Raw genomic sequence first — 25,398 nt, 5'->3', positions numbered from 1 at the left:
CGGTGAAGGACGGTTCGCTCGCCGCGCTCGTCGCGATGGGCGCCTTCCACGGCCTCAACCCGGCGATGGGCTGGCTGTTCGCCGTGGCCCGCGGCCTCCAGGAGCGCAGCAGGGCCCTCGTCCTGCAGTCGCTCCCCGCGATCGCCGCGGGCCACGCCGCGTCCGTCGGGGCCGTCGCGGTCCTCGTCGCGCTCACCCGGTCGGTCGTGGCGACCCAGGCGGTCGCGATCGGCGGCGGGATCGTGCTGGTCGGGTTCGGGCTGTGGCGGCTGCTGTCGCGGCGGCACTTCCGCTGGGTCGGCATGCGGATCTCGCTGTGGCAGCTCGCCGCCTGGTCGTTCCTGATGTCGTCGGCGCACGGCGCGGGCCTGATGCTGCTGCCCGTGCTCACCGCGTCCGGGACCGTCCCCGCCGGCCACCACCACGGCCTCGCGTCGGCGTCCGGGAACGCCGTGTCCGCCGCGATCTTCGTGACCGGCGTGCACACACTGGCGATGCTGGCGGTCGCGGGGACCATCGCCGTCGCCGTCTACGAGATCGTGGGGCTCGCGATCCTCCGCCGCGCCTGGTTCAACCTGGACCGCGTGTGGGCCGCCGCCCTCATCACCGCCGGCGCCGTCACGCTCGTGACCGCCCTCTAGGAGGTGCCGGCGCGGGTCAGGTGCAGGCCGATGCCGTAGCCGGTGACGACCGTCAGGGTGTAGGCGTCGACCGGCGCGCGGCCGGCGTCGTAGGCGGTGCCGGTGATGGCGAGCGCCGGGTCGCCGGGGGACGCGCCGCAGCGCCCGGCGTCCGCCGCGTCCAGGACGGCGGGTTCGAGGCGCTGCAGGCTCTCGGCGACGCGGCTCCCCGCGAGCGCCAGCGCGTCGACGATCGACGGGCTCGCGGCGAGCACACCGGGAGTGATGCGCTCGGCGACCGCCTGCGGCACGACGTCGGTCGCGACGCCGTACGGGACGCCGTGGCGGAGCCGGGTGGCGCGGTAGCGGACCAGCGGCGCGCCCAACGGGACCTTCAGGCGCGCGGCGAGCGCCTCGTCCGCGGCGAGCGCGTCCTGCGCGCGGTCGCGTTCGACGACGTGGTGCGCCTCGTTGTCCAGATCGTCGAGGAAACCGGTGTAGACCGGCCCCGACCTCGGCGACAGCGGCTCGATCGGCAGCGGGTCCGCGACGTAGCTGCCCGCCCCGCGGCGGCTGGTGACGTAGCCGGTGTCGCGGAGCTCGGCCAGCGCCTGGCGGACGGTGCTGCGGCTGGCGCCCATCGCCGCGGCGAGGTCGTCCTCCCCGGGCAGCCGCTCGCCGGGCGCGTAGTGCCCGGCGAGGATCCGGCTCTTGAGCGACATCGCGATGCGCACGTACAGCGGGCGGTCCGCCCCCGGCGGGCGTGCCATGGCAGGTCCCTCCTCGTCACAGGGCGACGTCGCCGAGTTCCCGCCGGACGGCGGCCTTCGTCGCGGCGGGGGCGTACGCGGCCTCCAGCGCGGCGGCCTGCGCGTCCAGCAGCGCGCGGCGCCAGCGCGCCCCAGACGCTCTCCGGGCCCGCGGTCTCCCCGGCGTGCGGCAGCGCGGCCAGCCCGGCCGCCTTCGCCTTGGCGAACGAGGACGCGAACGGCTCGGGCGGGAACCCCTCCTCCACCCCGCCGAGACCGAGGCCGACGACCCCGGCGGGCGCCGTCCGGCCGAGCAGGAAGTCCACGGTGAGATGCAAGTCCGGCGCCTCCGACTCGCGGGAGATGTCGCAGATCCAGCCGATCTCCACCCCGTGCTCGTCGCGGGCGCGCCGCCGCCCCTCGTCCAGCCCGGCGGCGTACTCCTCCAGCGCGACCCCGCGCCGGTGGTGCTGCACCGGAGTCGTGGTGACCTCGGCGTACCGGACGTTCTGCGCCGCCAGCTCGGCGGCCAGCGCGGCGGTGGCGTCCGCGAAGTCCTCGGCGCCGCGCAGCACGTCGAGGCCGGCGAAGAACAGCCGCGCGAAGTCGCCGAAGTCCTCGAACCGGTAGAGCCCCTCCAGGTCCGCGGCCGACTCGGCGCCCAGGTCGGCGCCGTGGCGGCGCGCCAGCGCCAGCAGCGTCTCCGGGCGCAGCGACCCCTCCAGGTGCACGTGCAGCTCGACCTTGGGCAGCCGCCCGATCCACGCGTCGATTCCCATCACCCCTCCGATCTGTACGGTCAACCATACAGGTCGATCTGTATGGCGAATCGTACAAATCCCGATTTCGCCGCGTTTCCGCAGGTGGCGGGCCCGCACGGGTGCTTGAACGCGGCCCGTCCGGCTGGCAGTGTCCGAATGTGATCACCGCACTCGCCGCCCGCCACCGCGCGATGACGCTCGCCGCCCTCCCGCTCGCCGCCGCCCCGCTGCTCGTCGCGGCCCCGGCGCGCGCGGCGGCGCGTCCCGCCGCCGGACCGTCCGGCGTCGTCGCGAAGTCCGCACTGCTGTACGACGTGACGGACGACACGACCGCGTGGTCCCGCGCCGCCGACACCGAACGCCCCATCGCCAGCATCACCAAGGTGATGACGGCGCTCGTCGTCCTGCACGAGGGCGGGCTCGGCCGGAAGATCACGATCAGGCGCAAGTACCTCACGTACGCGAAGAAGCACGACGGCAGCACCGCCGGCCTGCACGCGGGCGACCGGCTCACCGCGCGCGAGCTGCTCAACGCGCTGCTGCTGCCGTCCGGCTGCGACGCCGCCTACGCCCTCGCCGACACCTACGGCCCCGGCAAGGCGAGGTTCGTCGCCAAGATGAACGACGCGGCCCGCGAGCTCGGCCTCGACCACACCACCTACGCCGACTTCGACGGCCTGCCCTGGCCGACCGCCACGTCCACCCGCTCCACCGCCCGCGACCAGGTACGCCTCGCCGGCTACGCGATGGACGACGGCACGTTCCGCGCCACCGTCGCCCGCCGCACCTACAGGCTCGCCAGGACCAGGACCCACCACGCCTACACGTGGACCAACACCAACCGGCTCCTCGGCTCCTACAAGGGCGCGATCGGCATCAAGACCGGCACCACCGACGCCGCCGGCTACTCCCTGATGTTCGCCGCCCGCCGCGACGGCCGCACCTTCACCGGCATCGTCCTCAACAGCTCCACCACCGACGAGCGCGCCCGCTTCACCGACGCCGCCCGCATGCTCGACTGGGCCTTCGGCGCCCCCGACACCTACCGCGTCCCACCCGCCCCCACCAACACCACCACCGACTGACCGGCCGCGGTAGGCCTACCGCCGCTTCCCCACGGCGTTGAGGTCGATGTCGAGGTCGAACGGCACCGTCACCTTGAGCCGGTCGTGGTAGATGCCCGTGGGCACGTACGAGGCGGTGCCGGGGTCGAGTTCGTAGACGTACACGACGGTCCGGCCCGCATCCTCCTCGACCCGCCAGAAATGCTTGATCCCGGCCGCGGCGTACTTCGCGGGCTTGGTCCCCCGGTCCCGCTCCTCAGAGTCCGGCGAGACGGCCTCGACGGCGAGCACCAGGTCCTCGGGATGGTAGTAGGTGGCCGGTTCCTCCCGGTCGTACGCCTCAGCGGTCACCAGCAGCACATCGGGTTCCGGCACCTGTCGCTTGGTAAGCTTCACGGCCATCTCCCGATCGACTCGCAGATCCTCCGGCGCCTGGCGGTCGAGTTCGTCCCAGAGAAGGTTGATCACCCTGCTGTGCCACTTGCGCTGCGGGCTCGCGAAGACCAGGCTCCCGTCGATCAGCTCCGTGTGCCGGGGCAGACCGCGCATGCTCAGGAAGTGGTCGGCGGTGAAGCCGCCCGGCGGGGGGATCACCCAGTCTGGCAGCGCCCCACGCTCCATGTGACCACTTTCCGCACATGACTCGATACTCTGCGCGCTCATGTCCATACAATGACACATGACTAAGCGCCTGGTCCTGCCAACAGCCTAGAACAGGCGGTGTCAGGCGGGGTCGGGGGTTTCGCTGCGGGTGCGCAGGAGGGCCTTCAGCTCGGTGAGCTGGCGGGCGGCGAGGGCCTTCTCGGCGCCGTTGATGCCCATCGCGCCGATGGACGTCCCGTCGGCGAGGTCGAGGGTGGGCCAGGGGTCGCCCTCGACCATCGACACGCCGAGCACCTCGGGCCAGGCGAGGCGGCGGGTGCGGAAGGCGTTGACGACCGTGAGGCCCGCCTCGCCGGCGACCACGCGGCAGCGGGCCAGCATGTGCAGGACCCACGCGACGACCAGGCCGAACACCACGATCAGCACCCGGTCGAACAGCTTGAACTGCGGGGCCACCACCACGGCGAGCGCGATCAGGCCGACCACGACCACGCCCGCCGTGATGTAGGCCACGAGCCGTGTGGTGCGCGGGCGCCACACGACCGGAAGGGCCCTGACCTCAGTCAACGATCTTCGAGATGGGGATCTCGAGGATGTCGTGGGCGCCGGCCGCCTTCAGCGCGGGGATCAGCGTGTTCACGCCGCGCTTGGCGACCACGGACTCGACCGCGCTGGAGTCGCCGCCGGCCAGCGAGGTGACCGTGGGCGCCGACATCGACGGCATGATGTCCAGGACCTTCTGCAGGTCGGACTGGGCGACGTTCAGCTTCAGCAGCACGTTGCCGCGCGCGCGGATCGCGCCCTGCAGCAGCAGGGAGACGTCCTCCATCGCGGCGCGCTTCTCGGCGTCCTCGTAGGCCTCGCGGTTCGCGACCAGCTCGGTGTAGCTGGTCAGCAGCGTGTCGAGGATGCGCAGGCCGTTCTTGCGGAGCGACGAGCCGGTCTCGGTGAGGTCGACGATCGCGTCCACGATGTCGGGGACCTTCGCCTCCGTCGCGCCGTAGGACGGGACGACCTTCGCCTTGACGCCGTGCTTGTCGAGGAACCGCTTGGTCATCGCGGGGAACTCGGTGGAGATCCGGACGCCCTCCGGCAGGTCGGACACGCTCTGCCAGGGCGCGTCCTCCGGCACCGCCATGATCACGCGGACCGGGTTGGAGGTCGCCTTGGAGTACTGGAGCTCGCCGAGGCTGACCACGTCGGAGTCGGTCTCGGTGATCCAGTCGCGGCCGGTGATGCCGAGGTCGAACAGGCCCTGTTCGAGGTAGGTCGGGATCTCCTGCGGGCGCAGCACGCGGACGCGGTCGATGCGCGGGTCGTCGATCGAGGCGCGGTAGTCGCGGTCCGAGGCGCGCCGGACGGTGAGGTCGGCGGCGTCGAACAGCTGCATGGTCGCCTTCTCCAGCGACCCCTTGGGCAGGACGAGTGACAGCACGGAATTGCCTTTCGGAATGGGTTGCGTACGGGTGACCGGGATGACCTCAGGAGCCCAGATGCTCCAGGCCGTGCCCGGCGTGACCGTGATGCCGCAGACCTCGCAGGGTCAGTGCCGTGTCGAGTGCGGCCACAGTCGCCTCCCATCCCTTGTCCTCGGAGCTGCCCGGCAGCCCGCTGCGTTCCAGTGCCTGCTCAATGGTGTCACATGTGAGGACCCCGTTGCCCACCGGAGTCGACTCGTCCAGTGCAACGCGTGTCACACCGCTCGTCACGGACTCGCAGACATAGTCGAAATGGGCGGTCGCGCCCCGGATCACCGCGCCGAGGCAGACGACCGCGTCGAGGTCGCGGGCCATCTGCTGGGCGATGACGGGGATCTCCAGGGCGCCGGCGACCCGGACGACCACGGGCGCGTCGATCCCGCACGCCTTCGCCGCGGCGACGGCGCGCTCCAGCAGCTGGTCGGTGATCTGCCCGTGCCAGCGGGTGCAGACGACGCCGAGCGTCAGCCCGGCCGCGTCGACGACCGTGTCCTCGGGGCGTCCCGCGCCGCTCATGAGAGTCCCTCGATCTCGTGTCCGAGACGGTCCCGCTTGACCGTCAGGTAGCGCCGGTTGTGCTCGGTGACGACGACGGGCATCGTCTCGCGGCCGCGCACGTCCAGCCCGAACCCGTCCAGGCCCGCCAGCTTGTCGGGGTTGTTGGTGAGCACCCGGATCGAGCGGACGCCCAGGTCACGCAGCATATGCGCGGCGTTGGAGTACTCGCGCGCGTCGGCGGGCAGGCCGAGTTCGAGGTTGGCGTCGACGGTGTCGGAGCCGGCGTCCTGCAGGGCGTAGGCGCGCAGCTTGGCGAGCAGGCCGATGCCGCGGCCCTCGTGGCCGCGCAGGTAGACCACGACGCCGCGGCCCTCCTCGGCGATGCGCTCCATGGCGGCGTCGAGCTGGGTGCCGCAGTCGCAGCGCTCGGAGTGCAGGACGTCGCCGGTGAGGCATTCGGAGTGCGCGCGGACCAGGACGTCCTCGCCGTCGGCGAGGTCGCCGAGGACGAGCGCGAGGTGCTCGCCGCCGTCGAGCTCGCTGGAGAACCCGACGGCGCGCCACATCCCGTACCGGTTCGGCAGCCGGGTCTCGACGACCCGGGTGACCATCGCCTCGGTGCGGCGGCGGTGCTCGGCGAGCTGCTCGATGGAGATCAGCTTGAGGCCGTGCTCCTTGGCGAACACCTGCAGCTCGGGGAGGCGCGCCATGGTGCCGTCCTCGTTGACGACCTCGGCGAGGACGCCCGCGGGGGTGAGCCCGGCCATCCGGGCGAGGTCGACGGCGGCCTCGGTGTGGCCGCGGCGGCGCAGCACGCCGCCCTCGCGGTAGCGGAGCGGGAAGATGTGGCCGGGGCGGACGAGGTCGCCCGGCTCGGACGCCGAGTCGGCGAGCGTCCGGATCGTCCGGGCCCGGTCGGCGGCGGAGATGCCGGTGCTGACGCCGAGCCGCGCGTCGACGCTGACGGTGTAGGCGGTGCGCATGCGCTCGCTGTTCTGCGCGGTCATCAGCGGGATCTGCAGCCGGTCGAGGTCGGCGCCCTCCATCGGGACGCAGATCACGCCGCTGGTGTACCGGATCGTGAAGGTGAGCAGCTCCGGCGTCGCCTTCGACGCGGCGAAGATGATGTCGCCCTCGTTCTCGCGGTCCTCGTCGTCGACCACCACGACGGGGCGTCCCGCCGCGATGTCGGCGACCGCCTCCTCGATGGGGTCGAAGATCCCGCCGCCGTTCGGTCCGTCGTTGAGTCCGTCGTTGCCGCTCATGCGGTCACCGCCTTGTTCCCGGGGGCCGGTACTGCCTTCGCTTCCCGCAGCCAGTTCCTGAACCCGACCATCACCATCACGAAGAAGATCACGTAGACCGCGCCGGACACGTACAGCCCGGAATGCAGGGCGACCGGCACGCCGACCAGGTCGACCAGCACCCACACGATCCAGAAGTCGACGAGCGCGCGGCTCTGCGCGAACGTCGCGACGGCGCTGCCGACGAAGATGTAGGCGTTCGCCCACGGCGACCAGGCGGCCTTGAGCCAGTCGACGTGGAGGAACAGCTCGGCGACCGCGGCGGTGCCGACGACGAGGGCCGCGATCAGCACGGCGCGCTCCTTCGCCGTCGCGCTCCGCACGACCAGGGGGTCGCCGCCGCGCCGTCCGCGCGCCCACATCGCCCAGCCGTAGACGGCGAGGACGCCGAAGAGCACCTGCTTGAGGGCGTTGCCGGGGACGTCGGCGTGCACGGACGCCGCGAGCAGCAGCAGCGCGCCGACCAGTTGCACCGGCCACGTCCAGAGGGTCTTGCGCATGGCGAGCCACACCACGGCGAGCGACAGCACGTTGCCGGCGAGGTCGGTCCAGAGGATGTGCTCGCCGAAGATGTCGAAGCCCGCGTCGAGCCAGCTCATGCCGCGCCGCCCACCGGGTCGGGATCACTCGCCGGGCCGCCCGCCGCCGCGCGGTCGCCGAGCATCCGCTCGACGTACTTGGCGACGACGTCGACTTCGAGGTTGACGGGGTCGCCGGGCTTCTTGTGGCCGAGCGTGGTGAGGGACAGCGTCGTCGGGATGAGCGCGACGCTGAACCGGTCGGCGCCGGCCTCGACGACCGTGAGGCTGATGCCGTCGACCGTGATCGAGCCCTTGCCGACCACGTAGCGGGCCAGCGGCGCGGGGAGCGAGACGGTGACGACGTCCCAGCGTTCGCCCGGTTCTCGGGAGAGGATCGTTCCGACGCCGTCGACGTGGCCCTGGACGAGGTGGCCGCCGAGCCGGTCCGAGAGCCGGACGGGCCGCTCCAGGTTGACCTTGGACCCGGGTTCCAGCGCGCCGAGGCTGGACCGGTCCAGGGTCTCCTTCATCGCGTCGGCGGTGAAGGTCCCGTCCTTGACGTCCACCACGGTGAGACAGACGCCGTTGACGGCGATCGACGCGCCGTGGACGGCGTCCTCGGTGACGAGCGGGCCGCGGATCGTGAGGACGGCCGAGTCGCCCTCGGCCTCGACCGCAACGATCTCGCCGAGCTCCTCGACGATGCCGGTGAACATTCCCCGGGCCTCCTTGTTCCGCTGCTACGGAACCCGGCTCCGGGGGTACGTGCGTCGACACTGCGGCACCCCTGGGCCACCAGGGGTGCACTGCGCGCTGCCTCCCATCCGGACTTTCACCGTCGGTCCTGGAGTTCCACCAGGTCAACCGGCCGATGGCTTCGGCCGGGTCGCGGACTGTCACCGCCGGTTCGGAATTGCACCGACCCCGGAGCACGCGTTCATGCTTTGGGAACCAGTGTGCCATGCGAACCATTCCCGGCCCTATGTGAGCATCGCCACGGCCGCATGCGGCCTACCAAGCGCTCGCTCGGCCTATCCTTGCGCGGTTCAACGTTCAACGATCTCCGGCGCCGGGTAGACCCCGATCCGGATCCCGCCTCCGCTCCCCGCACCCGACTCCGCGCCGCCGAGCCCGTGGTGACCGCCATCCCAACGTGGGCCCGGCGGCGCGGCCACGACTCGGCCCGCCCCCGCCGGCCGGGCCGGGCGGCTCAGGGGGCGAGGCGCAGGCCGCCGGGCGCGGTGGCGACGTGCGTCAGGTCCGGGACGATCGCGTGCGCCCCGGTCAGCTCGGCCCGGTCGTGGCTGGTGCCCACGGCCAGGACGGTCGCGCCGGCGGCGCGGCCCGCGGCGATGCCGGCCGGGGCGTCCTCGACGACCACGCAGGCCGACGGGTCGACGCCGAGGCGGCCGGCCGCCAGCAGGTACCCGGACGGGTCGGGCTTGCCGCGCGAGACGTCCTCGGCGGTGACGACGACGGGCGGCAGCGGGACGCCGGCGACCCCGGTGCGGACCCGGAGCTGCTCCTTGTCCATGGACGTCACCATCGCCCACGGCATGCCGTTCATCGCGGTCAGCAGGGCCAGGGCGCCGGGCAGCGCGGTGATCCCGTCGGTGCGCTCGGCCTCCAGCGCGTCGAGGCGGGCGGTGGCCGCGGCGACCCGGTCGGCGGGCAGGAAGTCGGCGACGCGGTCGCTCGTGCGGCGGCCGTGCGCGCCCGACAGGAACTCGTCGGCGTCGAGCCCGTACTCCGCCGCCCAGACGCGGGCGGCGGCCTCGACCAGCGGGGTCGAGTCGACGAGCGTGCCGTCCACGTCGAAAAGGACGGCCGTACAGGGCAGTGTCACCATGCGGTCATCGAACCATCACCACGAGGCGGCCGCGGTCGCCTTCTCCGCCTGCGCCTTCAGCCTCCGGACGGCCTCGGACGGGTCGTCGGCGCCGTAGACGGCGCTGCCCGCGACGAAGACGTCCGCTCCGGCCTCCGCGCAGCGCTCGATCGTCTCGGCGCTGACGCCGCCGTCCACCTGGACCCACACCGGCAGGTCCCGGCCCTTGATCATGTCGCGGGCGCGGCGGACCTTCGGCAGCACGACGTCCAGGAACCTCTGCCCGCCGAACCCGGGCTCGACGGTCATCAGCAGGAGCATGTCGATCTCGCCGAGGAGGTCCTCGAAGCCCTCGACCGGAGTGGCTGGATTCACACCGAGCCCGGCGCGCGCGCCGGCGGCGCGGATGGCGCGGAGCGTGCGGATCGGCGCCTTGGCGGCCTCGGCGTGGATGGTGACGGAGCCCGCCCCGGCCTCGGCGTACTGCGGCGCCCACCGGTCCGGGTCCTCGATCATCAGGTGGCAGTCGAGGGGCAGCGCGCTGTGCTTGAGCAGCGCCTCGACGACCGGGAGGCCCAGGGTGAGGTTGGGCACGAAGTGGTTGTCCATGACGTCGACGTGCACCCAGTCGGCGGTGCCGGAGATGAGCGCGACGTCCTCGGCCAGGCGGGCGAAGTCCGCGGAGAGGATGCTGGGTGCGATCTGTGGTGCCATGATGCCCCGAGTCTATTGGGCCGGTTCGTCCGGCCCATCACCCGGCCGGGTGAGCGGAGGGGTGGCCCGGCGCGCCAGGCCGAGCCGGACGAACGCCTCCGGCGCGCCCGCCGTCGCCCACAGGGCGAGCAGCGCCTGGACGGTGAACGCCTCGGCCGCGCGGGGCCAGGGAAGCAGGTCGAGCGAGGAGATCACGCCCGCGCCCGCGGCGCCGACGACCAGGCGCGCGAGGCGGCGCCCGAGGGGGCCGCCCGCGTCGAACCAGCCGCGCGCGGCGGCGATCGACATCCCCGCGAGGATCCCGAACAGGCCGCCGGAGGCGGCGGCCGCCTCGTTCACGGTGATGGGGCGGGTGTGCCCGCCGTCCGCGACGATGGCCCTCGCCCACGCGGCCGGCCAGTGCCAGCCGTGCAGGGAGCGGACGGCGAGCCAGGCGCCGCCCAGGAACGCCAGCGCGATCACCAGCGCCATCGCCGCCTGGAGGAGCAGCGGGCGCGCGCTCCACCACGGGACGGCCCGCGGTTCGAGCCACAGCCCCGCGACCAGGACGCCCAGGCCGATCGCCCATCCGGCGAGGACCTGGCCGGACGAGTGCACGCCCAGGTAGACCCGGGACGCCCCGATCAGCGCGATGACGGCGGCCGCCGCCGCCCACACGCCGGGGCGGCGCGTCCGGGACGCGAAGAACCCCCAGGTCACGACCGCGTTCTGGGCGTGTCCCGACGGCATCCCGAACGAGGCGAGCGGCTGCCGCCCGTGGACGGACGGGTCCGTCCAGAACGGGCGCGGGGCGTGCCACACCAGCTTCAGGACCGTGTTGAGCGTCGACCCGAACGACAGGAGGACGATCGCGCGCGCGGCGAGCCGCGGATGGACGCACCAGTAGAGGACCACGAGCGCCGGGATGTAGAACCCGGCGCTGCCGAGGTACGTCATCGCGAGCATGAAGCCGGTGAGCACCGGCGAATCAGTCCCCGCGGCGCAGGAGGGCGAGGAACATCGCGTCGGTTCCGTGCCGGTGCGGCCAGAACTGCGCGTACGGGCCGTCGCCCACGCCGGTGAGGTCCGCCGCGACCGAGGCGAGGACGGCGGGCGCGTCGAGCCGTTCGACGTCGCCGCGGTCGCGCAGCACGTCGTCCACCACCACCCGCGTCTCGGCGAGGTGCGGCGAGCAGGTGACGTAGGCGACGACGCCGCCGGGACGGACCGACTCCAGCGCGGTCGCCAGCAGCCGGCGCTGCAGCGGCCCGAGTTCGGCGACCGACTCGGGGCCGCGGCGCCAGCGGGCCTCGGGACGGCGCCGCAGCGCGCCCAGGCCGGTGCAGGGCGCGTCCACCATCACGCGGTCGAACGCGCCGGGGCGCCACGCCGGGGCGGTGCCGTCCGCCGCGACGACGCCCGTCCGATCGTCGACCGCCCGCCGGACGAGGCCCGCGCGGTGCGGCTGGACGTCGGCGGCGAGGAGGCGCGCGTCGCGTCCGGCGGCCACGGCGGCCAGCAGGCCCGCCTTGCCGCCGGGGCCGGCGCAGACGTCCGCCCAGCGGGCGTCCCGCCCGTCCAGCGGGGCCGCCGCGAGCGCGAGCGCGACCATCTGGCTCGCCTCGTCCTGGACGGCGGCGCGGCCGTCCCGGACGGCGTCGATGTGCGCCGGGTCGCCCTCCGCCAGCACGGCCGCGTACGGCGAGTACGGGGCCGGTGCGGCGCCCGCGTCGTAGAGCTCCTGCGCGGTCGCGCGGCCGGGGCGGGCGACCAGCGTCACCCGGGGGCGCGCGTTGTCGGCCTCCAGCAGGGCGCCGATCTCGTCGCGGTCGGGGCCGAGCGCGTCGCGCAGCGCCGACACGATCCACTTCGGGTGGCTGTGCGCGATCGACAGCCGGGTGGTGGCGTCGGCGTCGGCGGGCGCGACGATCGCGAGCCAGGCGTCCAGGTCGCGGGAGGCGACCTTGCGGAGCACCGCGTTCGCGAACTTCGCCTGGCCGGGGCCCGACACCGACCGCGCCAGCTCCACCGCCGTCCCGACCGCGGCGTGCGGCGGGATGCGGGTGGCGAGGATCTGGTGGGCGCCGAGGCGCAGCACGTCCAGCAGCGGCGCGTCGATGCGGCGCAGCTCGCGGTCGCTGCACAGGGCGAGGACCGCGTCGTAGGTGCCGCGGCCGCGCAGCGTGCCGTAGGTCAGCTCGGTGGCGAGGGCGGCGTCGCGGCCGGTGATGCCGCGGTCGCGCAGGCGGGTGGGCAGCAGCAGGTTCGCGTACGCGTCGCGGGTCTCGACGGCGCGGATCACGTCGAACGCGGTGCGCCGGACGAGGTCCTGCGGGCGGCCCGTCTTGCGAGGGCCGCCGGGCCTGCGGTTGCGGTCGGGGCGGCCGCGGCCGCCACGGGTCGGCGGCATCAGTGCAACGCGTCCTTGTCGGTGAGGTCGACGCCGCGGATCCAGTCGGCGGCCGCCATGCGGCGCTTGCCCTGCGGCTGGACGTCGCCGAGCGCGACGGGGTGCGTGGCCGTGCCGACCAGCACCTCCTTCTTCCCGGCGCGCAGCCCGCCCGGCGCCAGCCCCTCCGCGTCCGGGGCGGGGCGCACCGGGCCGAGCTTGAGGCGGGCGTCGCGGAACGTCGTCCACGCGCCGGGCGCGGGCGTGCAGGCGCGGACCAGGCGGTCGATGTGCAGCGCGGGCGTCCGCCAGTCGACGCGGCCGTCCTCGGGGGTCAGCTTGGCCGCGTGCGACACGCCCTCGGTGGGCTGCGGGCGCGGTTCGAGGACGCCGGCCTCGATGCCGTTCATCGTGTCGAGCAGCAGGCCGGCGCCCGCGACGGCGAGCCGTCCGAGCAGGTCGCCCGTGGTGTCGGTGGGGCGGATGGGTTCGGTGAGCACCCCGTAGACCGGGCCGGTGTCGAGGCCCTCCTCGATCTGGAACGTGGCCGCGCCGGTGACGTCGTCGCCGTGCAGGATCGCCCGCTGGACGGGCGCCGCGCCGCGCCACGCGGGCAGCAGCGAGAAGTGCAGGTTCACCCAGCCGTGCCGGGGGATGTCGAGCGCCTCGCGCGGGAGCAGCGCCCCGTAGGCGACGACCGGGCAGCAGTCGGGCGCGATCGCGCGGAGCCGGTCGAGGAACTCCGGGTCGCGGGCCTTGGCGGGCTTGAGCACCTCGACGCCCGCCTCGGCGGCGCGGACCGCGACGGGGCTCGCCTCCAGGTGCCGGCCGCGGCCGGACCGGGCGTCCGGCCGGGTCACCACCGCGGCCACCTCGTGGTCGGACGCGAGCAGCGCGTCCAGCGCCGGGACGGAGGTCTCGGGGGTTCCCGCGAAGACGAGGCGCATCAGCCGCTCACCTCGCCGAGGGCGTGCCGGTGCGGTGCGTCCGAAGGGGCGGGCGGCATCTAGATCGCCTTCCCGAAGGTCCGGTGCGGCGACTCCTTCACGACGGGCGCCGGGTCGCCGAACCACTCGGCCTCCCGGATCGCCTTCATCGCGGCCTTGCGCTGCTCGGGGTCCATCCGGTCGATGAAGATGATGCCGTCGAGGTGGTCGGTCTCGTGCTGGACGCAGCGGGCCAGCAGGTGGGTGCCCTCCAGCGTGATCGGCTCCCCGTGCATGTTGAAGCCCTTCGCCACGACGCCGACCGAGCGCGGCGTCGGGAACGCCAGGCCGGGCAGCGACAGGCAGCCCTCGTCGTCGGTCTCCTGCTCCTCCGACAGGTCGAGCGTCGGGTTCACCACGTGCCCGAGCCGGTCGTCGACGTAGTAGGTGAACACGCGCAGGCCCACGCCGAGCTGCGGCGCCGCCAGGCCCGCCCCGGGAGCGTCGATCATCGTGTCGGTGAGGTCCTTGACGAGCTGGCGCAGCTCCTTGTCGAAGTCCTTCACCGGCTCCGCGGGCGTGCGCAGCACAGGGTCGCCGAAGAGGCGGATGGGCTTGACGGCCAACGAGGACTCCGTTCCTGCGGGTGGGGCGCCGCGCGCCGCTCGTGGGGGCGCGCCGGGCGGGACCGTGGGTGTCGCGGCCTCCAGTCTACGGAGGGATCACGCGGACCTCACACGCCGCCGTTCCCGGCGGCCCCCGCCGAGCGGGCCTTGTAGGCGGCGGTGCGGGCGGCCTTGGCGGTCGCCTTGTCGGGATGGTGGTCGCCGAGCGCCTCCAGGACGTCCGCGACGCCCGGGTGGTCGGTGCGCCACAGCTCGTCCACCATCTCCCGCATCTCCGCCCCGGGCGGCGCGTCGACCAGCGCGGCCGCGACGGCCTCCTCCGGTTCGGCGGTCTCCAGCATGCCGGCGACGGTGTCGACGAACACCCACAGGTACTCGGCGCGGGACAGCTCCCGGCCGGCCGGGTCGCCCGCCGCGTTCAGCCAGAGCGCCGCGTACGGCGACACGAGCGGGTGCTCCTGCGCGGCCCGCACCACCGGCGCGGCCTCCGGGCCGACGCGGTGCAGGACGGCGGCGGCGAGGTTGCGGGCGCCCGGCCCGCCGCCGCGCATCACGTCCAGCAGGTCGGCGGCGGCGTCCTTGACGTCGTGGGAGGCGAGCCACCCGTCGATCTCCTCGTCGGCGGTCTCGGGCCGGTGCCAGGCGAGCCCGGCGACCAGCTCGGCGGCCGGCGCGCCGGCCAGCTCCCCGACGACCGGCGCGGTGAACCCGTCCGACAGCAGCAGCTCCCGCACGCCCCACACGCCGAGCGGGGTGAGCGCGCGGCCCCCGTCGCCGGCGGGCTCGACGACGCCCCAGCGGGCCAGGTCGTCCAGTTCGAGGACGAGCGCGTCGCGCACCGCCGTCGCCAGCGACCGCTCGTCGGAGATCTCGTAGGCCTCGGCGACGTGGCCGAGCAGCGCGTCGGCCAGCTCGTCCGGGGTGGCGGGCTCCTCCTGCTCGTACAGGTGGATCAGCACGCCGGTCAGCTCGTTCTGGACCAGCTCGATCGCGTCGAGCCCGTCGGACGGGTCGTGCTCGGGGACGGCGACGGAGTCCAGCAGCCGCAGCCAGAGGCGCAGCACGCGCTCGTCGTCGCCGGAGTCGAGGTCGTGCAGCGCCGGGCCCGCCGCGGCCTTGCCGGCCTCCGCGCGGATCACCTCGGCCTCGGTCGCGGCCCACCAGAGCCGGTCGAGCTCCGGCAGGTCGGTCTGGTCGCCGACCTCGACGTCGGGGAGGCGGCGCGGCGTGGCGAGGCCGAGCGCGGCGACCGCGGCCTCGGCGTCCGCCGCGGTCAGCTCGTCCAGCTCGGTGAGCGCCCGCTCGCCCGTCCACTCGGCCAGCGCGCGGATCTCGGCGGTCAGCCCGGAGCGGCGCGCCGCGTCCGCCAGGTCCGCCACCGGGGCCAGCCGGACCGGCGGGACGACGAGGTCCTCGGTGCGGCGCAGGTACTCCTCGGCGCGGGCGTAGCGCTCCTCGTCGGGCAGCGCCTCGAACTCCCGCATCCACTCCTCGACGGCGGGCTGGTCGTCGAGGGAGATCCCGTCGGCGTCCATCAGCCCGGCGACGACCTCCGCGGCGACCTGCCGCTCGGCGCTGTCGGTCGCGGCGACCACCTCGGTGAACTCCGGGGCGAGCCGCTCGATCTCGGCGGCCAGCTCCGCGGCGCGCTCGCCGGGCACGACCCCGGTGTCGCCGAGGAACGCCGCGATGAGGCGCAGCGTGTCCAGCACGGACGGCACCTCGTCGGCGCCCGCGACCACCGTGTCCGGGAACACCTCCAGCAGCAGCCCGCGGAGCGCGGCGGGGGTGAGGGCGTCCGGGCCCTCCAGCCCCATCTCGCGCCCGGCGAGGTCGAGCAGCAGCTGAGCGCCCTGCCCGTCGATCTTCTCGCCGCGTTCGTCCGCCCAGCGCCGCAGGTCGCCCGCGGTCGTCTCCACCCAGTTGTCGGCCACCCGAGAACCCTATTGGCCCGCGCCTCCCGCGGGGGCCAACTCCGCGCACACCCGCGCCGCGCCGCCGCGATCCGCCCTGGGACGGACGCCCTCGCCGGGATCAGATGAGTTCGAGGGGGTCGATCTGGACGCGGACGGTCTCGGTCGCCTTGCGCGCGCTGCGGACGCCCTGAGCCTCCTTGAGCGCGCGCGCGAGCGCGGGCCCCGCCGCGCGCGGCACCCGGATGAGGGCGCGCTCCTTCTCGGGCCCCTCCGCACCCGGCTGCCTCGGCACGGGCACCGGCCCGAGCACCTCCGCCCCGTCCGGCAGCCGCGCGTCCGCCAGCAGCTCCCGGATCGCCGCCGGGGTCGCGGTCAGCGACGCCATCCGCGCCGCCGGCGGGAACCCCGCCTCCCGGCGCTCGGCCAGCTCCCGCTCGGCGTAGGTGACCGGGTCCCACCGGACGAGCGCCTGGACGGCCGGCAGCGCGCCCTCGGCCGCCACCACCACCGGCCCCTCCGGGCGGACGAGCGCCGCCGCGTTCATCCACCGCCGCAGCGTCTCCTCCCCCGCCCGCAGATCGGGCCGCCCCAGCAGCACCCAGCCGTCCAGCAGCAGCCCGGCCGTGTAGCCGCCGTCGGCCGGGGGCTCCGCGCCCGGCGTCGACACCACCAGCGCCCGCTCCGGTCCGACCCGCCCCAGGATCGCCTCCCGCCCGGACGTCCGCACCGGCACGCCGGGGAACGCCCGGCCCAGCTCCTCCGCCGTGCGCTTCGCGCCCACGACGATCGCCCGCACCTGGAAGAAGCCGCACTCCGGGCAGTGCCAGTCGCCCGCGATACGGCCGCACCAGCGGCAATAAGGAGCCGCGTGCGACGACGACAACGCCAACGGCCCCTGGCAGGCGACGCAGTGCGCCGGAGTACGGCACCGCCCGCACGCGATGCCCGGCACGTAACCGCGCCTGGGGACCTGCACGAGCACCGGCCCGTCCTCCAGCGCGCGCCGCGCCGCCTCGAACGCCAGATTCGGCAGCCGCGCCGTGCGCGCCGCCGCGTCCCGGGCGAGCTGCGCGTCCTCCCCCACGTACCGGACGCGCGGCATCGCCCGCCGCACCCGCGCCCGGTCGGCGGCCAGGGCGTGCGCCCATCCCGTCTCGACCAGCACGGTCGCGTCCGTCGTCCGGGTGAACCCGCCGATCAGCGCGCCCGCCTTCGCCCGGTGCGCGCGCAGCGCCAGCACCTCACGCGGATGCGGATAGGGGGCGTGCGGCTCGGCATGCACGTCGTCGCCGTCGTCCCACAGCACGGCGAGGCCCAGATCGGCGACCGGCGCGAACATCGCGGCCCGCGTCCCGACCACCGCCCGCGCCTTCCCCCGCAGCACCGCCAGCCACCGCCGGTACCGCTCGGCCGGGCCCAGCTCCGCCGTCAGCGCGACGTGCCGCCCCTCCCCCAGCTCCGCGGACAGCGCCGCGTCGACCCGGGCCACGTCGCGGCCGTCCGCCACGACGACGAGGGCGCCGCGCCCGGCGCGCAGCGTCACCGCCACGGCCCGCGCGATGGCCGCCGCCCACTCCGGGCCCGGCAGCGCCGTCCACACCGCCCGCGGCGCCCTGCCCTCCGCCAGCGCCGTCAGGAACGACACGCCCGCCGGATATTCGAGCCAGGGGTTCTCGCCCTCGTCCGGCCCGGTCGCCGGCGGCTCGCCGGTCTCCTCCTTGACGGCCTCGCCCTCCACGCGGGCATGCCGCGGCGGGACGGCGAGCCTCAGCACGTCCGCGAACGTCCCGGCGTACCGGTCGGCGACCTCCCGCGCGAGCGAGGCGATCTCCGGGGTGAGGACGGGCTCCGGGGACGTCACCCGCTCCAGGTACAGGAGCTTCCCGTCATGGCCGCTCTCCTCGACCCGCTCCAGCAGGAACCCGTCGACGAGCTGCCCCGCGAACCGCACCCTCACCCGGCATCCCGGCACGGCCTTCGCGTCGAGCTCCACCGGGACGAGGTAGTCGAACGGGCGGTCCAGATGCGGGAGGGACATGTCGACGGCGACACGCGCGACGGGCCGTTCCTCCGCCGGGCGCCGCGCCCCCTTCTTCGGGGCCTTCCCACCGCCCCTGCCGGCCGCCGCCGTCGCCTGCCGCGCCTTGCCCGCGGGCACTCTGGGGACGTCGTCCAGGCCCGGGATCAGGTCCGCCCCGCCTCCGTCCTCGGTCACGTCCCCGTCCTACCAGATCAGCCCGACGGTCAGCGGCGCGCGCTAAGGTGTGGTCCGTTTGAACGGGGCGCGCATCAGGCCGATCCGCGAACAAGCGGGGTCGCCCGACGCCCTTCGCGCTCCCGCCGTCCGACGAGCACGTGCAGGCGATGTGACCACAGCGCATTCTCCAGAGCTGACCGACGCCCGGGACCGGGCCGGGTCATCGGCCCGCCCGGGCCGCCCCGGCGCGTCCTGGTGGAAGCGGTGGACCAACCCCCGCAACCCCGTCGTGGCCGCCACGGTCGCCGCCGCCGTCATGCACCTGGTCTGGGCCCTGTACCTGGCCACCGAGGGCGGCGACCTCGCCGCCCAGGCCGCCTGGACCGACTTCGCCTGGAAGCACCCCACCGCCGCCTACAGCTTCGCCTGGTACGGCGGCATGCACCCCGCCTCCTACAGCCTCCTGTCCCCGTACCTGATGGCGCTGTTCGGCATCCGGACCGTCGCCGTGGTCGCCGGCACCGTCTCGGCGGGGCTCACCGCGCACCTCCTGAGGCGGTTCAAGGCCCCCATGGCGCTGCCCGCCGCGCTCTGGGCCGCGTTCGCGCTGTCGTGCAACACCGCCTCCGGCCGCGTGACGTTCGGCCTCGGCCTCATGTTCGCGCTGATGGCGGTGCACGTCGCGTTCACCCCGCGCGGCACGCCCGCGCTCCGCTTCGCCGGGATGGTCGGCCTCGGCCTGCTCGCCACGGCGTCCAGCCCCGTCGCGGGCCTGTTCCTGCTCGTCCTCGCCGCCACGCTCTTCCTCACCGGACGGCGCCGCGCCGGCGTCTCCGTCGCGATCGGCATGCCCGTCGTGGTCGGCACGACGAGCCTGCTGTTCCCCTTCAACGGCGTCCAGCCGATCGACTTCACCGCGATCGTGCTGTGGGCGATCATCAGCGTCGTCGCGATCCTCGTCTTCGCCCCGCCGAGCTGGCGGTTCGTCCGCGTCGGCGCCGGCGTCTACCTGCTGGGCATCCTGCTCACCTGGGCGATCCCCTCCCCCGTCGGCAGCAACGTCGAGCGCCTCTCGCTGGTCTTCGGCGCGATGTTCTGCCTGTCCGCCGTCGCGCGCGCACACGGCCGCATCCGCATCGCGGTGCTGTCCCTGGCGTTCATCGTCACCGGCTCATGGCAGGTCGTGAAGCCCATCGAGGACCTCGTCCACACCACCCCCGCCGCGTCCGCCGCCGCCAACGCCCAGGGCCTCGTCGACGAACTCCACGCCCTCGGCGCCCAGCGGACCCGCATCGAGGTCGTCCCCCTCCGCTCCCACTGGGAGGCCGCCGGCCTCAGCCGCCACTTCATCCTCGCGCGCGGCTGGAACCGCCAGGTCGACGCCGAACGCCACGGGCTCTTCTACAAGGACGGCGCCCTCACCGCCGCCAGCTACCACGACTGGCTGCAAAAATGGGCCGTCCAGTACGTCGTGCTCCCCGAGCAGGAGGCCGACTGGTCCGGCAAGGGCGAAGCCGCGCTCGTCAAGGCCGGCCAGCCGTACCTCGCGGAGGTCTGGCACGACGAGCACTGGCGGCTCTACCGCGTCGCCTACCCCACGCCGCTCGTCGACCCGCCCGCGACCGTCCAGACCCTCGACTCCGGCGAGCTGACCGTGGAGATGCCGTCGGCCGGCTCCGTCCTCGTCCGCGTCTCCTGGTCCCCCTGGCTCAGCGTCACCGGCGGCGACGCCTGCCTCGCCCGCGCCGGCGACTTCGTCCGGATGAACGCCAAGGGCCCCGGCCACTACACGATCGCCGCCCACTACGGCCTCCACCGCGGCAACCACTGTGTTTCTTGAATCCCAGCCCAGGGCCCTCGCCTAGCGGCTCGGGCCCTGACTGGTCTTCGGCGAGCGCGACCTCGCTTCGCGAGCTTCCCGGTGGGGCTCGCCTCCGGCTTCGCCCCACCGGTCAGATAACGCGCTCGCGCGACGGCTGAGGCTGTCGGATGGGTTCCCAGCCCGCTCGCTGATCGGCGTGCGGCCGTCCGTGATGGCGGCCGCGCGTTTCGCGCGGCGCAAGACGGTCTTCGGCGCCGCTCCCCGACCCGGAGGGGCATGAGGCGGCTCTGAGAGAGGCCAGGTGGCCCTCAGACGTACGGAAGGGCCCTGGAGGTGCTCCAGGGCCCTTCTGCGCGTCAGGGGCGCTTACGGCTCGTCAGAGGCCGGCGGCGGAGGCCAGGTCCTTGGCGCGGTCGGTGGACTCCCAGGAGAAGTCCGGCTCCTCGCGGCCGAAGTGGCCGTACGCGGCGGTCTGCGAGTAGATCGGGCGGAGCAGGTCCAGGTCGCGGACGATCGCGGCGGGACGCAGGTCGAAGACGTCGGCGACGGCCTTCTCGATCTTCTCCGGGGCGACCTTCTCGGTGCCGAACGTCTCGACGAACACGCCGACCGGGTGGGCCTTGCCGATCGCGTAGGCGACCTGGACCTCGGCGCGGTCGGCGAGCTGCGCGGCGACGATGTTCTTGGCGACCCAGCGCATCGCGTACGCGGCGGACCGGTCGACCTTGGACGGGTCCTTGCCGGAGAACGCGCCGCCGCCGTGCCGGGCCATGCCGCCGTAGGTGTCCACGATGATCTTGCGGCCGGTGAGGCCGGCGTCGCCCATCGGGCCGCCGATCTCGAAGCGGCCGGTCGGGTTGACCAGCAGCCGGTAGCCGTCGGTCTCCAGGTCGAACTGGGCGAGCACCGGGTCGACGACGTGCTCCTTGACGTCCGGGGCGAGCAGCTCCTTCAGGTCGATGTCGGGAGCGTGCTGGCTGGACACCACGACGGTGTCGAGGCGGACGCCGCGGTCGCCGTCGTACTCGATGGTGACCTGGGTCTTGCCGTCCGGGCGCAGGTAGGGGACGGTGCCCTCCTTGCGGACCGCGGACAGCCGCTGCGCGAGCCGGTGCGCCAGCGTGATCGGCAGCGGCATCAGCTCGGGGGTCTCGTTGGTGGCGTAGCCGAACATCAGGCCCTGGTCGCCGGCGCCCTGCCGGTCCAGGTCGTCGACGCCCTCGCCCTCGCGGGTCTCGTAGGCGTCGTCGACGCCCTGCGCGATGTCGGGCGACTGCGCGCCGATGGACACCGACACGCCGCAGGAGTGGCCGTCGAAGCCCTTCTTGGACGAGTCGTAGCCGATCTCGAGGATCTTCTCCCGGATGACGCCGGGGATGTCCACATAGGTCTCGGTGGTGACCTCACCGGCCACATGCACCTGACCGGTCGTGATCATCGTCTCGACGGCGACCCGGCTCTTCGGGTCGTCCTTGAGCATCGAGTCGAGGATCGCGTCGCTGATCTGGTCCGCGATCTTGTCCGGGTGTCCTTCGGTGACGGACTCGGAGGTGAACAGGCGGCGAGACACGTACGTGAACTCCTTGCAGCGGCTGCTGACTGACGTCGCAGGACGGATATGTCATCGAGTTCGGCGGGGACCTCCCCGCACGGGCGTTCAAGGGTGGTAAGCCCGCAGTCTAGCGGGATCGGCTCCGGACGCCGGTATGGCGTTGGTCGCGGTCGGGCAGCCTCCGGTCAATCCGCGGGCAGGGGATCAAGGCGCGCGGCGACCAGATCCCAGACGACGTCGGCCAGGGCCTCCTTCGCGCCACGCTCGACCTCGGTGCTCGACCCGTCGGCGCCGAGGATCACCGCGGCGTTGTCGGGGCGGCCGAAGGTGAGGTCCGCCCCGACCTGGTTGACGACCAGCAGGTCGCTGCGCTTGCGGGCGAGCTTGGCGCGGCCGTTGGCGAGCACGTCGTCGGTCTCGGCCGCGAAGCCGACGATCACCTGCCCGGCGCGGCGGCGCTCGCCGAGCTCGGCCAGGATGTCGGGGTTCTTGGCGAGCCGGATCGGCTCCGGTTCGCCCCCCTCGGTCTTCTTGATCTTCGAGTCGCGGTAGTCGACCGGGCGGAAGTCGGCGACGGCGGCGGCCATCACCACCGCGTCGGCGTCGCCCGCGGCCTCCAGCACGGCCTTGCGCATGTCCTCGGCGGACCCCACCGGCACGACGCGCGCGCCGGCCGGGTCGGGCAGCGCCACGTTGGCCGCGACGAGCGTCACCCGCGCGCCGCGGGCCACCGCGGTGCGGGCCAGCGCGTACCCCTGCAGGCCGGACGAGCGGTTGCCGAGGAACCGGACGGGGTCGAGGGGCTCGCGGGTGCCGCCGGCGGACACCACCACGTGCCGCCCGGCGAGGTCGCGGTCCGCGCTTCCGCGCGCGAGCGTGCGCCGGGCCACCTCGAACAGCTCGGCGGGGTCGGGCAGCCGGCCGGGGCCGGTGTCCTTGCCGGTCAGCCGGCCGGACGCGGGCTCCACCACGATCGCGCCGCGCTCGCGGAGCGTCGCGACGTTCGCCCGAGTCGCCGGGTGCTCCCACATCTCGGTGTGCATCGCGGGCGCGAACACCACCGGGCAACGGGCCGTGAGCAGGGTGTTGGTGAGCAGGTCGTCGGCCAGGCCGTGCGCGGCCCGGGCGAGCAGGTCGGCGGTGGCGGGGGCGACGAACACCAGGTCGGCGCCCTGCCCGAGGCGGACGTGCGGGACCTGCGCGACCCCGTCCCACACGGCGGTGGAGACGGGGTTGCCCGACAGCGCCGCCCAGGTCGGCTCGCCGACGAAGCGCAGCGCGTCCTCGGTCGGGACGACGGTGACGTCGTGACCCGACTCGGTGAGCCGCCGCAGCAGCTCGCACACCTTGTACGCGGCGATCCCGGCGCTCACACCGAGGACGACGCGCGGCTTACGGGAGGTCATGCGGACACTGTCCCATCAGGCCCGGGAACCGGTCGCACCCGGGGTCGCCGCCTGGGCGGCGCTCCGGGGGCATCGGCGGGGCCGCCCGCCGGCACGGCGGGCCGCCTCACCCGGACCGGGGCGCTCAGCCCTCGATCGGCTCGGCGTTGAGGAGGCCCTCGCGCGTCTCGCGGAGCGCGATCGACAGGGGCTTCTCCTGCACCTGGGTCTCGACGAGCGGGCCGACGTACTCCAGCAGGCCCTCGCCGAGCTGGGCGTAGTAGGCGTTGATCTGCCGGGCGCGCTTGGCCGCGATGCTCACGAGGCCGTACTTGGTCTCGACGACCTCGAGGAGCTCGTCGATCGACGGGTTGGTGATGCCTTCGCTGCTGGCTGCCACTCCGTGGCCTTCCACTAGTGATTCACTGCGGTGCCGGCCGCCGTCACGGCGGTCGCCGACACTAACGACCAGCCATCAAGGTTAGCAGCTCGTCGCACACGTCCTGGACGGACGTGTTCACCAGGGTGACGTCGAACTCCTTCTCGGCGGCGAGCTCGACGCGGGCGGCGTCCAGCCGGCGCTCGATCACCTCGGGCGGCTCGGTGCCGCGGCCGGTGAGGCGGCGGACCAGCTCGTCCCAGCTGGGCGGCGCGAGGAAGACCAGGCGCGCCCCGGGCATCGTCTCGCGGACCTGCCGGGCGCCCTGCAGGTCGATCTCCAGGAGGACGGGCTCGCCGCGGGCGAGGCGCTCCTCCACGGGCCGGCGCGGGGTGCCGTAGCGGTTGCCCGCGAACTCGGCCCACTCGAGCAGCTCCCCTTCGGCGACGAGCCGGTCGAAACCGGCGTCGTCGACGAAGAAGTACTGCACACCGTGGGTCTCACCCGGGCGGGGGGCCCGGGTGGTCACCGAGACCGACAGCCACACCCGGGGGTGTGAGCGCCGGATCTCGGCGACGACCGTGCTCTTGCCGACGCCCGACGGTCCGGACAGGACCGTCAGGCGGGACATGAGCGGGCCATGCGGTTGTTCGGAGCCCTCCGGCGCAGTGATGGGTGCGCCGGAACCGGGCGAGATGGTGCCGGATCCGGGGAGCCCGGACCCGGCCGCGGCGGCCTCGCCACCGCGCCCGCCCGTGAGTCGCGCGTCAGCGGTTCGCACTTCCGCCGAACTCACGCTCCAGGGAGGCGCGCTGGTTGGCGCCGAGGCCCCGCACGCGGCGGGACTCGGCGATGCCCAGGCGCTCCATGATCTGCTTCGCACGGACCTTGCCCACACCGGGCAGCGATTCCAGGAGGGCCGACACCTTCATCTTCCCGATGACGTCGTCGGACTGACCCTCCTTGAGAACCTCGGCCAGCGAGGTCCCCCCGTGCTTGAGCTTGTTCTTAACCTCGGCCCGCTCCTTGCGAGCCTTGGCAGCCTTCTCCAGGGCTGCGGCGCGCTGTTCGGGGGTTAGGGGCGGAAGAGCCACGCCGGGTCACCTCAGGTTTCCACTCGACGGAGTCGGACGGGTTGGGAAACTAGCGAGTTCACGCCCCATAAGGCAACGTGAAGTGCCGTTTAGCCCGCCACAAAATCACGAAAATCACTCCCTGGAGTGTCCTGAATACAGAGTGTACTCGACTTGGACCCTCCGGAGGCGCATCCCCTTGCCTTGCTGGGACTTTCGCATGATCGTGAAAATCCGCCCTTTCTGCCCCGATTTACGGCACTCGGCACCGCCCCGGCGCGGCGGTCCGCTCCCTCCGGGGGCCTCCGCACCATGATCCCGCCACCCCCCGCCGGCCCGGATGCGGCCCCCCGCGAGGGCCCGGTGTGAAGTCCCCCACAACCCGTCCCGACCGAGTGACGCTCGTCACGCCGGGCCGTTCCGCACGTCGCGGCCGCACCGCAACTGCCATCCTCGACAGCACACCCGCCAAGATCGTTCAGCAGACCGGAGCCGCCTCCTCCCGCACTCCCAGCTCCCATCCCGCGCACGCCCGCCTCCCCTCGTGCGCCCGGACGCCCCGTCCGGACCCCGCGGGCGTCCCCGGACCGCGAATCGGGTCGAACCGACTTCGCCGTCCCCCCGTATCGCTTTGCGGATCCCCGGCCCGGCATTCGCGAGCGAAGTAAAACGACAATGCGCACTCCCGCACGCCCAAGAACACCGCGCTAAATCCACCCCCAAAACCAAATCCATCCCCCGCGTCCCAATCCCGCCGCACACTCCCGAGCCCCCTCGCCTTCGCCCTGCCGTGGACTCGACTGAGTACCGCCGCAGAGGACCGGCCCCCGGCTGAACGCGCCGCGAAGGGCCGAGCCCCGCTCCCCCACGACGTGGAACCCGGCTGAGCACCGCCGCGGAAGGCCAGACCCCGGCCACCGCCACGGGCAGGCACGCGGAGCGAGCGCCAGCGAGCGCAGCGGGCCTGCCCGCCGGTGGGCGCGGGGGTTTTGGGGGCGCGGCCCGCGGGGGGGT

At 73.9% G+C, this 25,398-nt stretch carries 24 protein-coding genes, 1 pseudogene and 1 riboswitch; of the genes and pseudogenes, 3 read left to right on the top strand and 22 right to left on the bottom strand.

Going from position 1 to position 25,398, the window contains the following annotated elements; all coding sequences use genetic code 11:
* Positions 1–2: 2 nt before the first annotated feature.
* Positions 3–641 (top strand): hypothetical protein, encoded by a 639-nt coding sequence (locus tag ABT299_RS18255; protein ID WP_433231884.1) that lies wholly within the window; start codon positions 3–5, stop codon positions 639–641.
* On the opposite strand, the gene ABT299_RS18250 is transcribed toward ABT299_RS18255, so the two are convergent.
* Complete coding sequence (locus tag ABT299_RS18250; RefSeq protein ID WP_500251478.1) at positions 638–1,390, bottom strand: GntR family transcriptional regulator; 753 nt, start codon at positions 1,388–1,390, stop codon at positions 638–640. The genes ABT299_RS18255 and ABT299_RS18250 overlap by 4 nt on opposite strands.
* A 155-nt stretch (positions 1,391–1,545) precedes the next feature.
* Positions 1,546–2,148, bottom strand: a pseudogene (locus ABT299_RS18245) (adenosine deaminase); the annotation flags it as partial.
* Between the two features lie 140 nt (positions 2,149–2,288).
* Here ABT299_RS18245 and ABT299_RS18240 point away from each other — a divergent pair.
* On the top strand, positions 2,289–3,215 hold the full coding sequence (locus tag ABT299_RS18240) for a D-alanyl-D-alanine carboxypeptidase family protein (RefSeq protein ID WP_500251477.1): 927 nt from the start codon (positions 2,289–2,291) through the stop codon (positions 3,213–3,215).
* Between the two features lie 15 nt (positions 3,216–3,230).
* Here ABT299_RS18240 and ABT299_RS18235 read toward each other — a convergent pair whose 3' ends face one another.
* From ABT299_RS18235 to ABT299_RS18165, 15 genes are all read right to left on the bottom strand, one after another.
* Positions 3,231–3,815 carry a Uma2 family endonuclease gene (locus tag ABT299_RS18235; RefSeq protein ID WP_500251476.1) on the bottom strand — a complete coding sequence of 195 codons (585 nt, stop codon included), beginning with the start codon at positions 3,813–3,815 and terminating at the stop codon, positions 3,231–3,233.
* Between the two features lie 102 nt (positions 3,816–3,917).
* Positions 3,918–4,310, bottom strand: coding sequence for a PH domain-containing protein (locus ABT299_RS18230; RefSeq protein WP_387032054.1), 393 nt, complete (start codon positions 4,308–4,310; stop codon positions 3,918–3,920).
* Between the two features lie 46 nt (positions 4,311–4,356).
* Entirely contained in the window at positions 4,357–5,232 is an 876-nt protein-coding gene (gene hisG / locus ABT299_RS18225; protein ID WP_190861768.1) for an ATP phosphoribosyltransferase, read from the bottom strand.
* 46 nt (positions 5,233–5,278) lie between these two features.
* Positions 5,279–5,791, bottom strand: a complete 513-nt coding sequence (gene ribH, locus ABT299_RS18220; RefSeq protein WP_387032052.1) for a 6,7-dimethyl-8-ribityllumazine synthase — start codon at positions 5,789–5,791, stop codon at positions 5,279–5,281.
* Positions 5,788–7,038, bottom strand: coding sequence for a bifunctional 3,4-dihydroxy-2-butanone-4-phosphate synthase/GTP cyclohydrolase II (locus ABT299_RS18215; protein WP_387032049.1), 1,251 nt, complete (start codon positions 7,036–7,038; stop codon positions 5,788–5,790). The genes ribH and ABT299_RS18215 overlap by 4 nt, the downstream gene beginning before the upstream one ends.
* Positions 7,035–7,676: a nicotinamide riboside transporter PnuC gene (gene pnuC / locus ABT299_RS18210; protein ID WP_387032047.1), complete on the bottom strand. Its 642-nt coding sequence runs from the start codon at positions 7,674–7,676 to the stop codon at positions 7,035–7,037. The genes ABT299_RS18215 and pnuC overlap by 4 nt, the downstream gene beginning before the upstream one ends.
* Positions 7,673–8,314, bottom strand: a complete 642-nt coding sequence (locus tag ABT299_RS18205) for a riboflavin synthase (RefSeq protein WP_500197531.1) — start codon at positions 8,312–8,314, stop codon at positions 7,673–7,675. Before ABT299_RS18205 ends, pnuC begins: the two co-directional genes overlap by 4 nt.
* Before the next feature lie 90 nt (positions 8,315–8,404).
* Positions 8,405–8,535: riboswitch (FMN riboswitch) on the bottom strand.
* 273 nt (positions 8,536–8,808) lie between these two features.
* Positions 8,809–9,447, bottom strand: coding sequence for an HAD-IA family hydrolase (locus ABT299_RS18200; protein ID WP_190861776.1), 639 nt, complete (start codon positions 9,445–9,447; stop codon positions 8,809–8,811).
* Between the two features lie 15 nt (positions 9,448–9,462).
* A complete protein-coding gene (rpe, locus tag ABT299_RS18195) occupies positions 9,463–10,140 on the bottom strand; it encodes a ribulose-phosphate 3-epimerase (protein WP_190861778.1) in 678 nt (225 codons plus the stop codon).
* 12 nt (positions 10,141–10,152) lie between these two features.
* On the bottom strand, positions 10,153–11,100 hold the full coding sequence (locus ABT299_RS18190; protein ID WP_500251475.1) for a phosphatase PAP2 family protein: 948 nt from the start codon (positions 11,098–11,100) through the stop codon (positions 10,153–10,155).
* 7 nt (positions 11,101–11,107) lie between these two features.
* Positions 11,108–12,529: an RsmB/NOP family class I SAM-dependent RNA methyltransferase gene (locus tag ABT299_RS18185; protein WP_433138420.1), complete on the bottom strand. Its 1,422-nt coding sequence runs from the start codon at positions 12,527–12,529 to the stop codon at positions 11,108–11,110.
* On the bottom strand, positions 12,529–13,455 hold the full coding sequence (fmt, locus tag ABT299_RS18180; protein WP_387032036.1) for a methionyl-tRNA formyltransferase: 927 nt from the start codon (positions 13,453–13,455) through the stop codon (positions 12,529–12,531). Before fmt ends, ABT299_RS18185 begins: the two co-directional genes overlap by 1 nt.
* Before the next feature lie 59 nt (positions 13,456–13,514).
* A complete protein-coding gene (gene def, locus ABT299_RS18175) occupies positions 13,515–14,060 on the bottom strand; it encodes a peptide deformylase (RefSeq protein ID WP_190861787.1) in 546 nt (181 codons plus the stop codon).
* Positions 14,061–14,167: 107 nt separating this feature from the next.
* Entirely contained in the window at positions 14,168–15,994 is a 1,827-nt protein-coding gene (locus ABT299_RS18170) for a hypothetical protein (protein ID WP_500251474.1), read from the bottom strand.
* A 100-nt stretch (positions 15,995–16,094) separates the two neighbouring features.
* Positions 16,095–18,191 carry a primosomal protein N' gene (locus tag ABT299_RS18165; RefSeq protein ID WP_500251473.1) on the bottom strand — a complete coding sequence of 699 codons (2,097 nt, stop codon included), beginning with the start codon at positions 18,189–18,191 and terminating at the stop codon, positions 16,095–16,097.
* Positions 18,192–18,342: 151 nt separating this feature from the next.
* Here ABT299_RS18165 and ABT299_RS18160 point away from each other — a divergent pair, with 151 nt between their 5' ends.
* A complete protein-coding gene (locus tag ABT299_RS18160; RefSeq protein ID WP_500251472.1) occupies positions 18,343–20,013 on the top strand; it encodes a DUF8823 domain-containing protein in 1,671 nt (556 codons plus the stop codon).
* 358 nt (positions 20,014–20,371) lie between these two features.
* Here the strand turns inward: ABT299_RS18160 and metK are convergent, their stop codons facing one another.
* From metK to mihF, 5 genes are all read right to left on the bottom strand, one after another.
* Entirely contained in the window at positions 20,372–21,565 is a 1,194-nt protein-coding gene (gene metK, locus ABT299_RS18155) for a methionine adenosyltransferase (RefSeq protein WP_190861793.1), read from the bottom strand.
* A 167-nt stretch (positions 21,566–21,732) separates the two neighbouring features.
* Positions 21,733–22,953 carry a bifunctional phosphopantothenoylcysteine decarboxylase/phosphopantothenate--cysteine ligase CoaBC gene (gene coaBC / locus ABT299_RS18150; RefSeq protein ID WP_190861795.1) on the bottom strand — a complete coding sequence of 407 codons (1,221 nt, stop codon included), beginning with the start codon at positions 22,951–22,953 and terminating at the stop codon, positions 21,733–21,735.
* A gap of 124 nt (positions 22,954–23,077) precedes the next feature.
* Positions 23,078–23,332, bottom strand: coding sequence for a DNA-directed RNA polymerase subunit omega (gene rpoZ / locus ABT299_RS18145; protein WP_151542026.1), 255 nt, complete (start codon positions 23,330–23,332; stop codon positions 23,078–23,080).
* Positions 23,333–23,393: 61 nt separating this feature from the next.
* The gene (gmk, locus tag ABT299_RS18140) at positions 23,394–23,942 is read right to left on the bottom strand and encodes a guanylate kinase (RefSeq protein ID WP_190861798.1); all 549 of its coding nucleotides are present in this window, start codon (positions 23,940–23,942) and stop codon (positions 23,394–23,396) included.
* Positions 23,943–24,078: 136 nt separating this feature from the next.
* Positions 24,079–24,405: an integration host factor, actinobacterial type gene (mihF, locus tag ABT299_RS18135; RefSeq protein WP_021597647.1), complete on the bottom strand. Its 327-nt coding sequence runs from the start codon at positions 24,403–24,405 to the stop codon at positions 24,079–24,081.
* Positions 24,406–25,398 lie beyond the last annotated feature (993 nt).

Source organism: Spirillospora sp. NPDC000708, assembly GCF_040299565.1.
Lineage (GTDB): Bacteria > Actinomycetota > Actinomycetes > Streptosporangiales > Streptosporangiaceae > Spirillospora.
This window is presented reverse-complemented; position numbering and strand designations above follow the sequence as displayed.

Excerpts from the sequence above, each read along its gene's own strand:
- pnuC (WP_387032047.1), bottom strand. The coding sequence starts at position 7,676 with ATGAGCTGGCTCGACGCGGGCTTCGACATCTTCGGCGAGCACATCCTC.
- gmk (WP_190861798.1), bottom strand. The coding sequence starts at position 23,942 with ATGTCCCGCCTGACGGTCCTGTCCGGACCGTCGGGCGTCGGCAAGAGC.
- rpe (WP_190861778.1), bottom strand. The coding sequence starts at position 10,140 with ATGGCACCACAGATCGCACCCAGCATCCTCTCCGCGGACTTCGCCCGC.
- coaBC (WP_190861795.1), bottom strand. The coding sequence starts at position 22,953 with ATGACCTCCCGTAAGCCGCGCGTCGTCCTCGGTGTGAGCGCCGGGATC.
- ABT299_RS18200 (WP_190861776.1), bottom strand. The coding sequence starts at position 9,447 with ATGGTGACACTGCCCTGTACGGCCGTCCTTTTCGACGTGGACGGCACG.
- ribH (WP_387032052.1), bottom strand. The coding sequence starts at position 5,791 with ATGAGCGGCGCGGGACGCCCCGAGGACACGGTCGTCGACGCGGCCGGG.
- ABT299_RS18250 (WP_500251478.1), bottom strand. The coding sequence starts at position 1,390 with ATGGCACGCCCGCCGGGGGCGGACCGCCCGCTGTACGTGCGCATCGCG.
- ABT299_RS18215 (WP_387032049.1), bottom strand. The coding sequence starts at position 7,038 with ATGAGCGGCAACGACGGACTCAACGACGGACCGAACGGCGGCGGGATC.
- ABT299_RS18205 (WP_500197531.1), bottom strand. The coding sequence starts at position 8,314 with ATGTTCACCGGCATCGTCGAGGAGCTCGGCGAGATCGTTGCGGTCGAG.
- ABT299_RS18185 (WP_433138420.1), bottom strand. The coding sequence starts at position 12,529 with ATGCCGCCGACCCGTGGCGGCCGCGGCCGCCCCGACCGCAACCGCAGG.
- ABT299_RS18235 (WP_500251476.1), bottom strand. The coding sequence starts at position 3,815 with ATGGAGCGTGGGGCGCTGCCAGACTGGGTGATCCCCCCGCCGGGCGGC.
- fmt (WP_387032036.1), bottom strand. The coding sequence starts at position 13,455 with ATGCGCCTCGTCTTCGCGGGAACCCCCGAGACCTCCGTCCCGGCGCTG.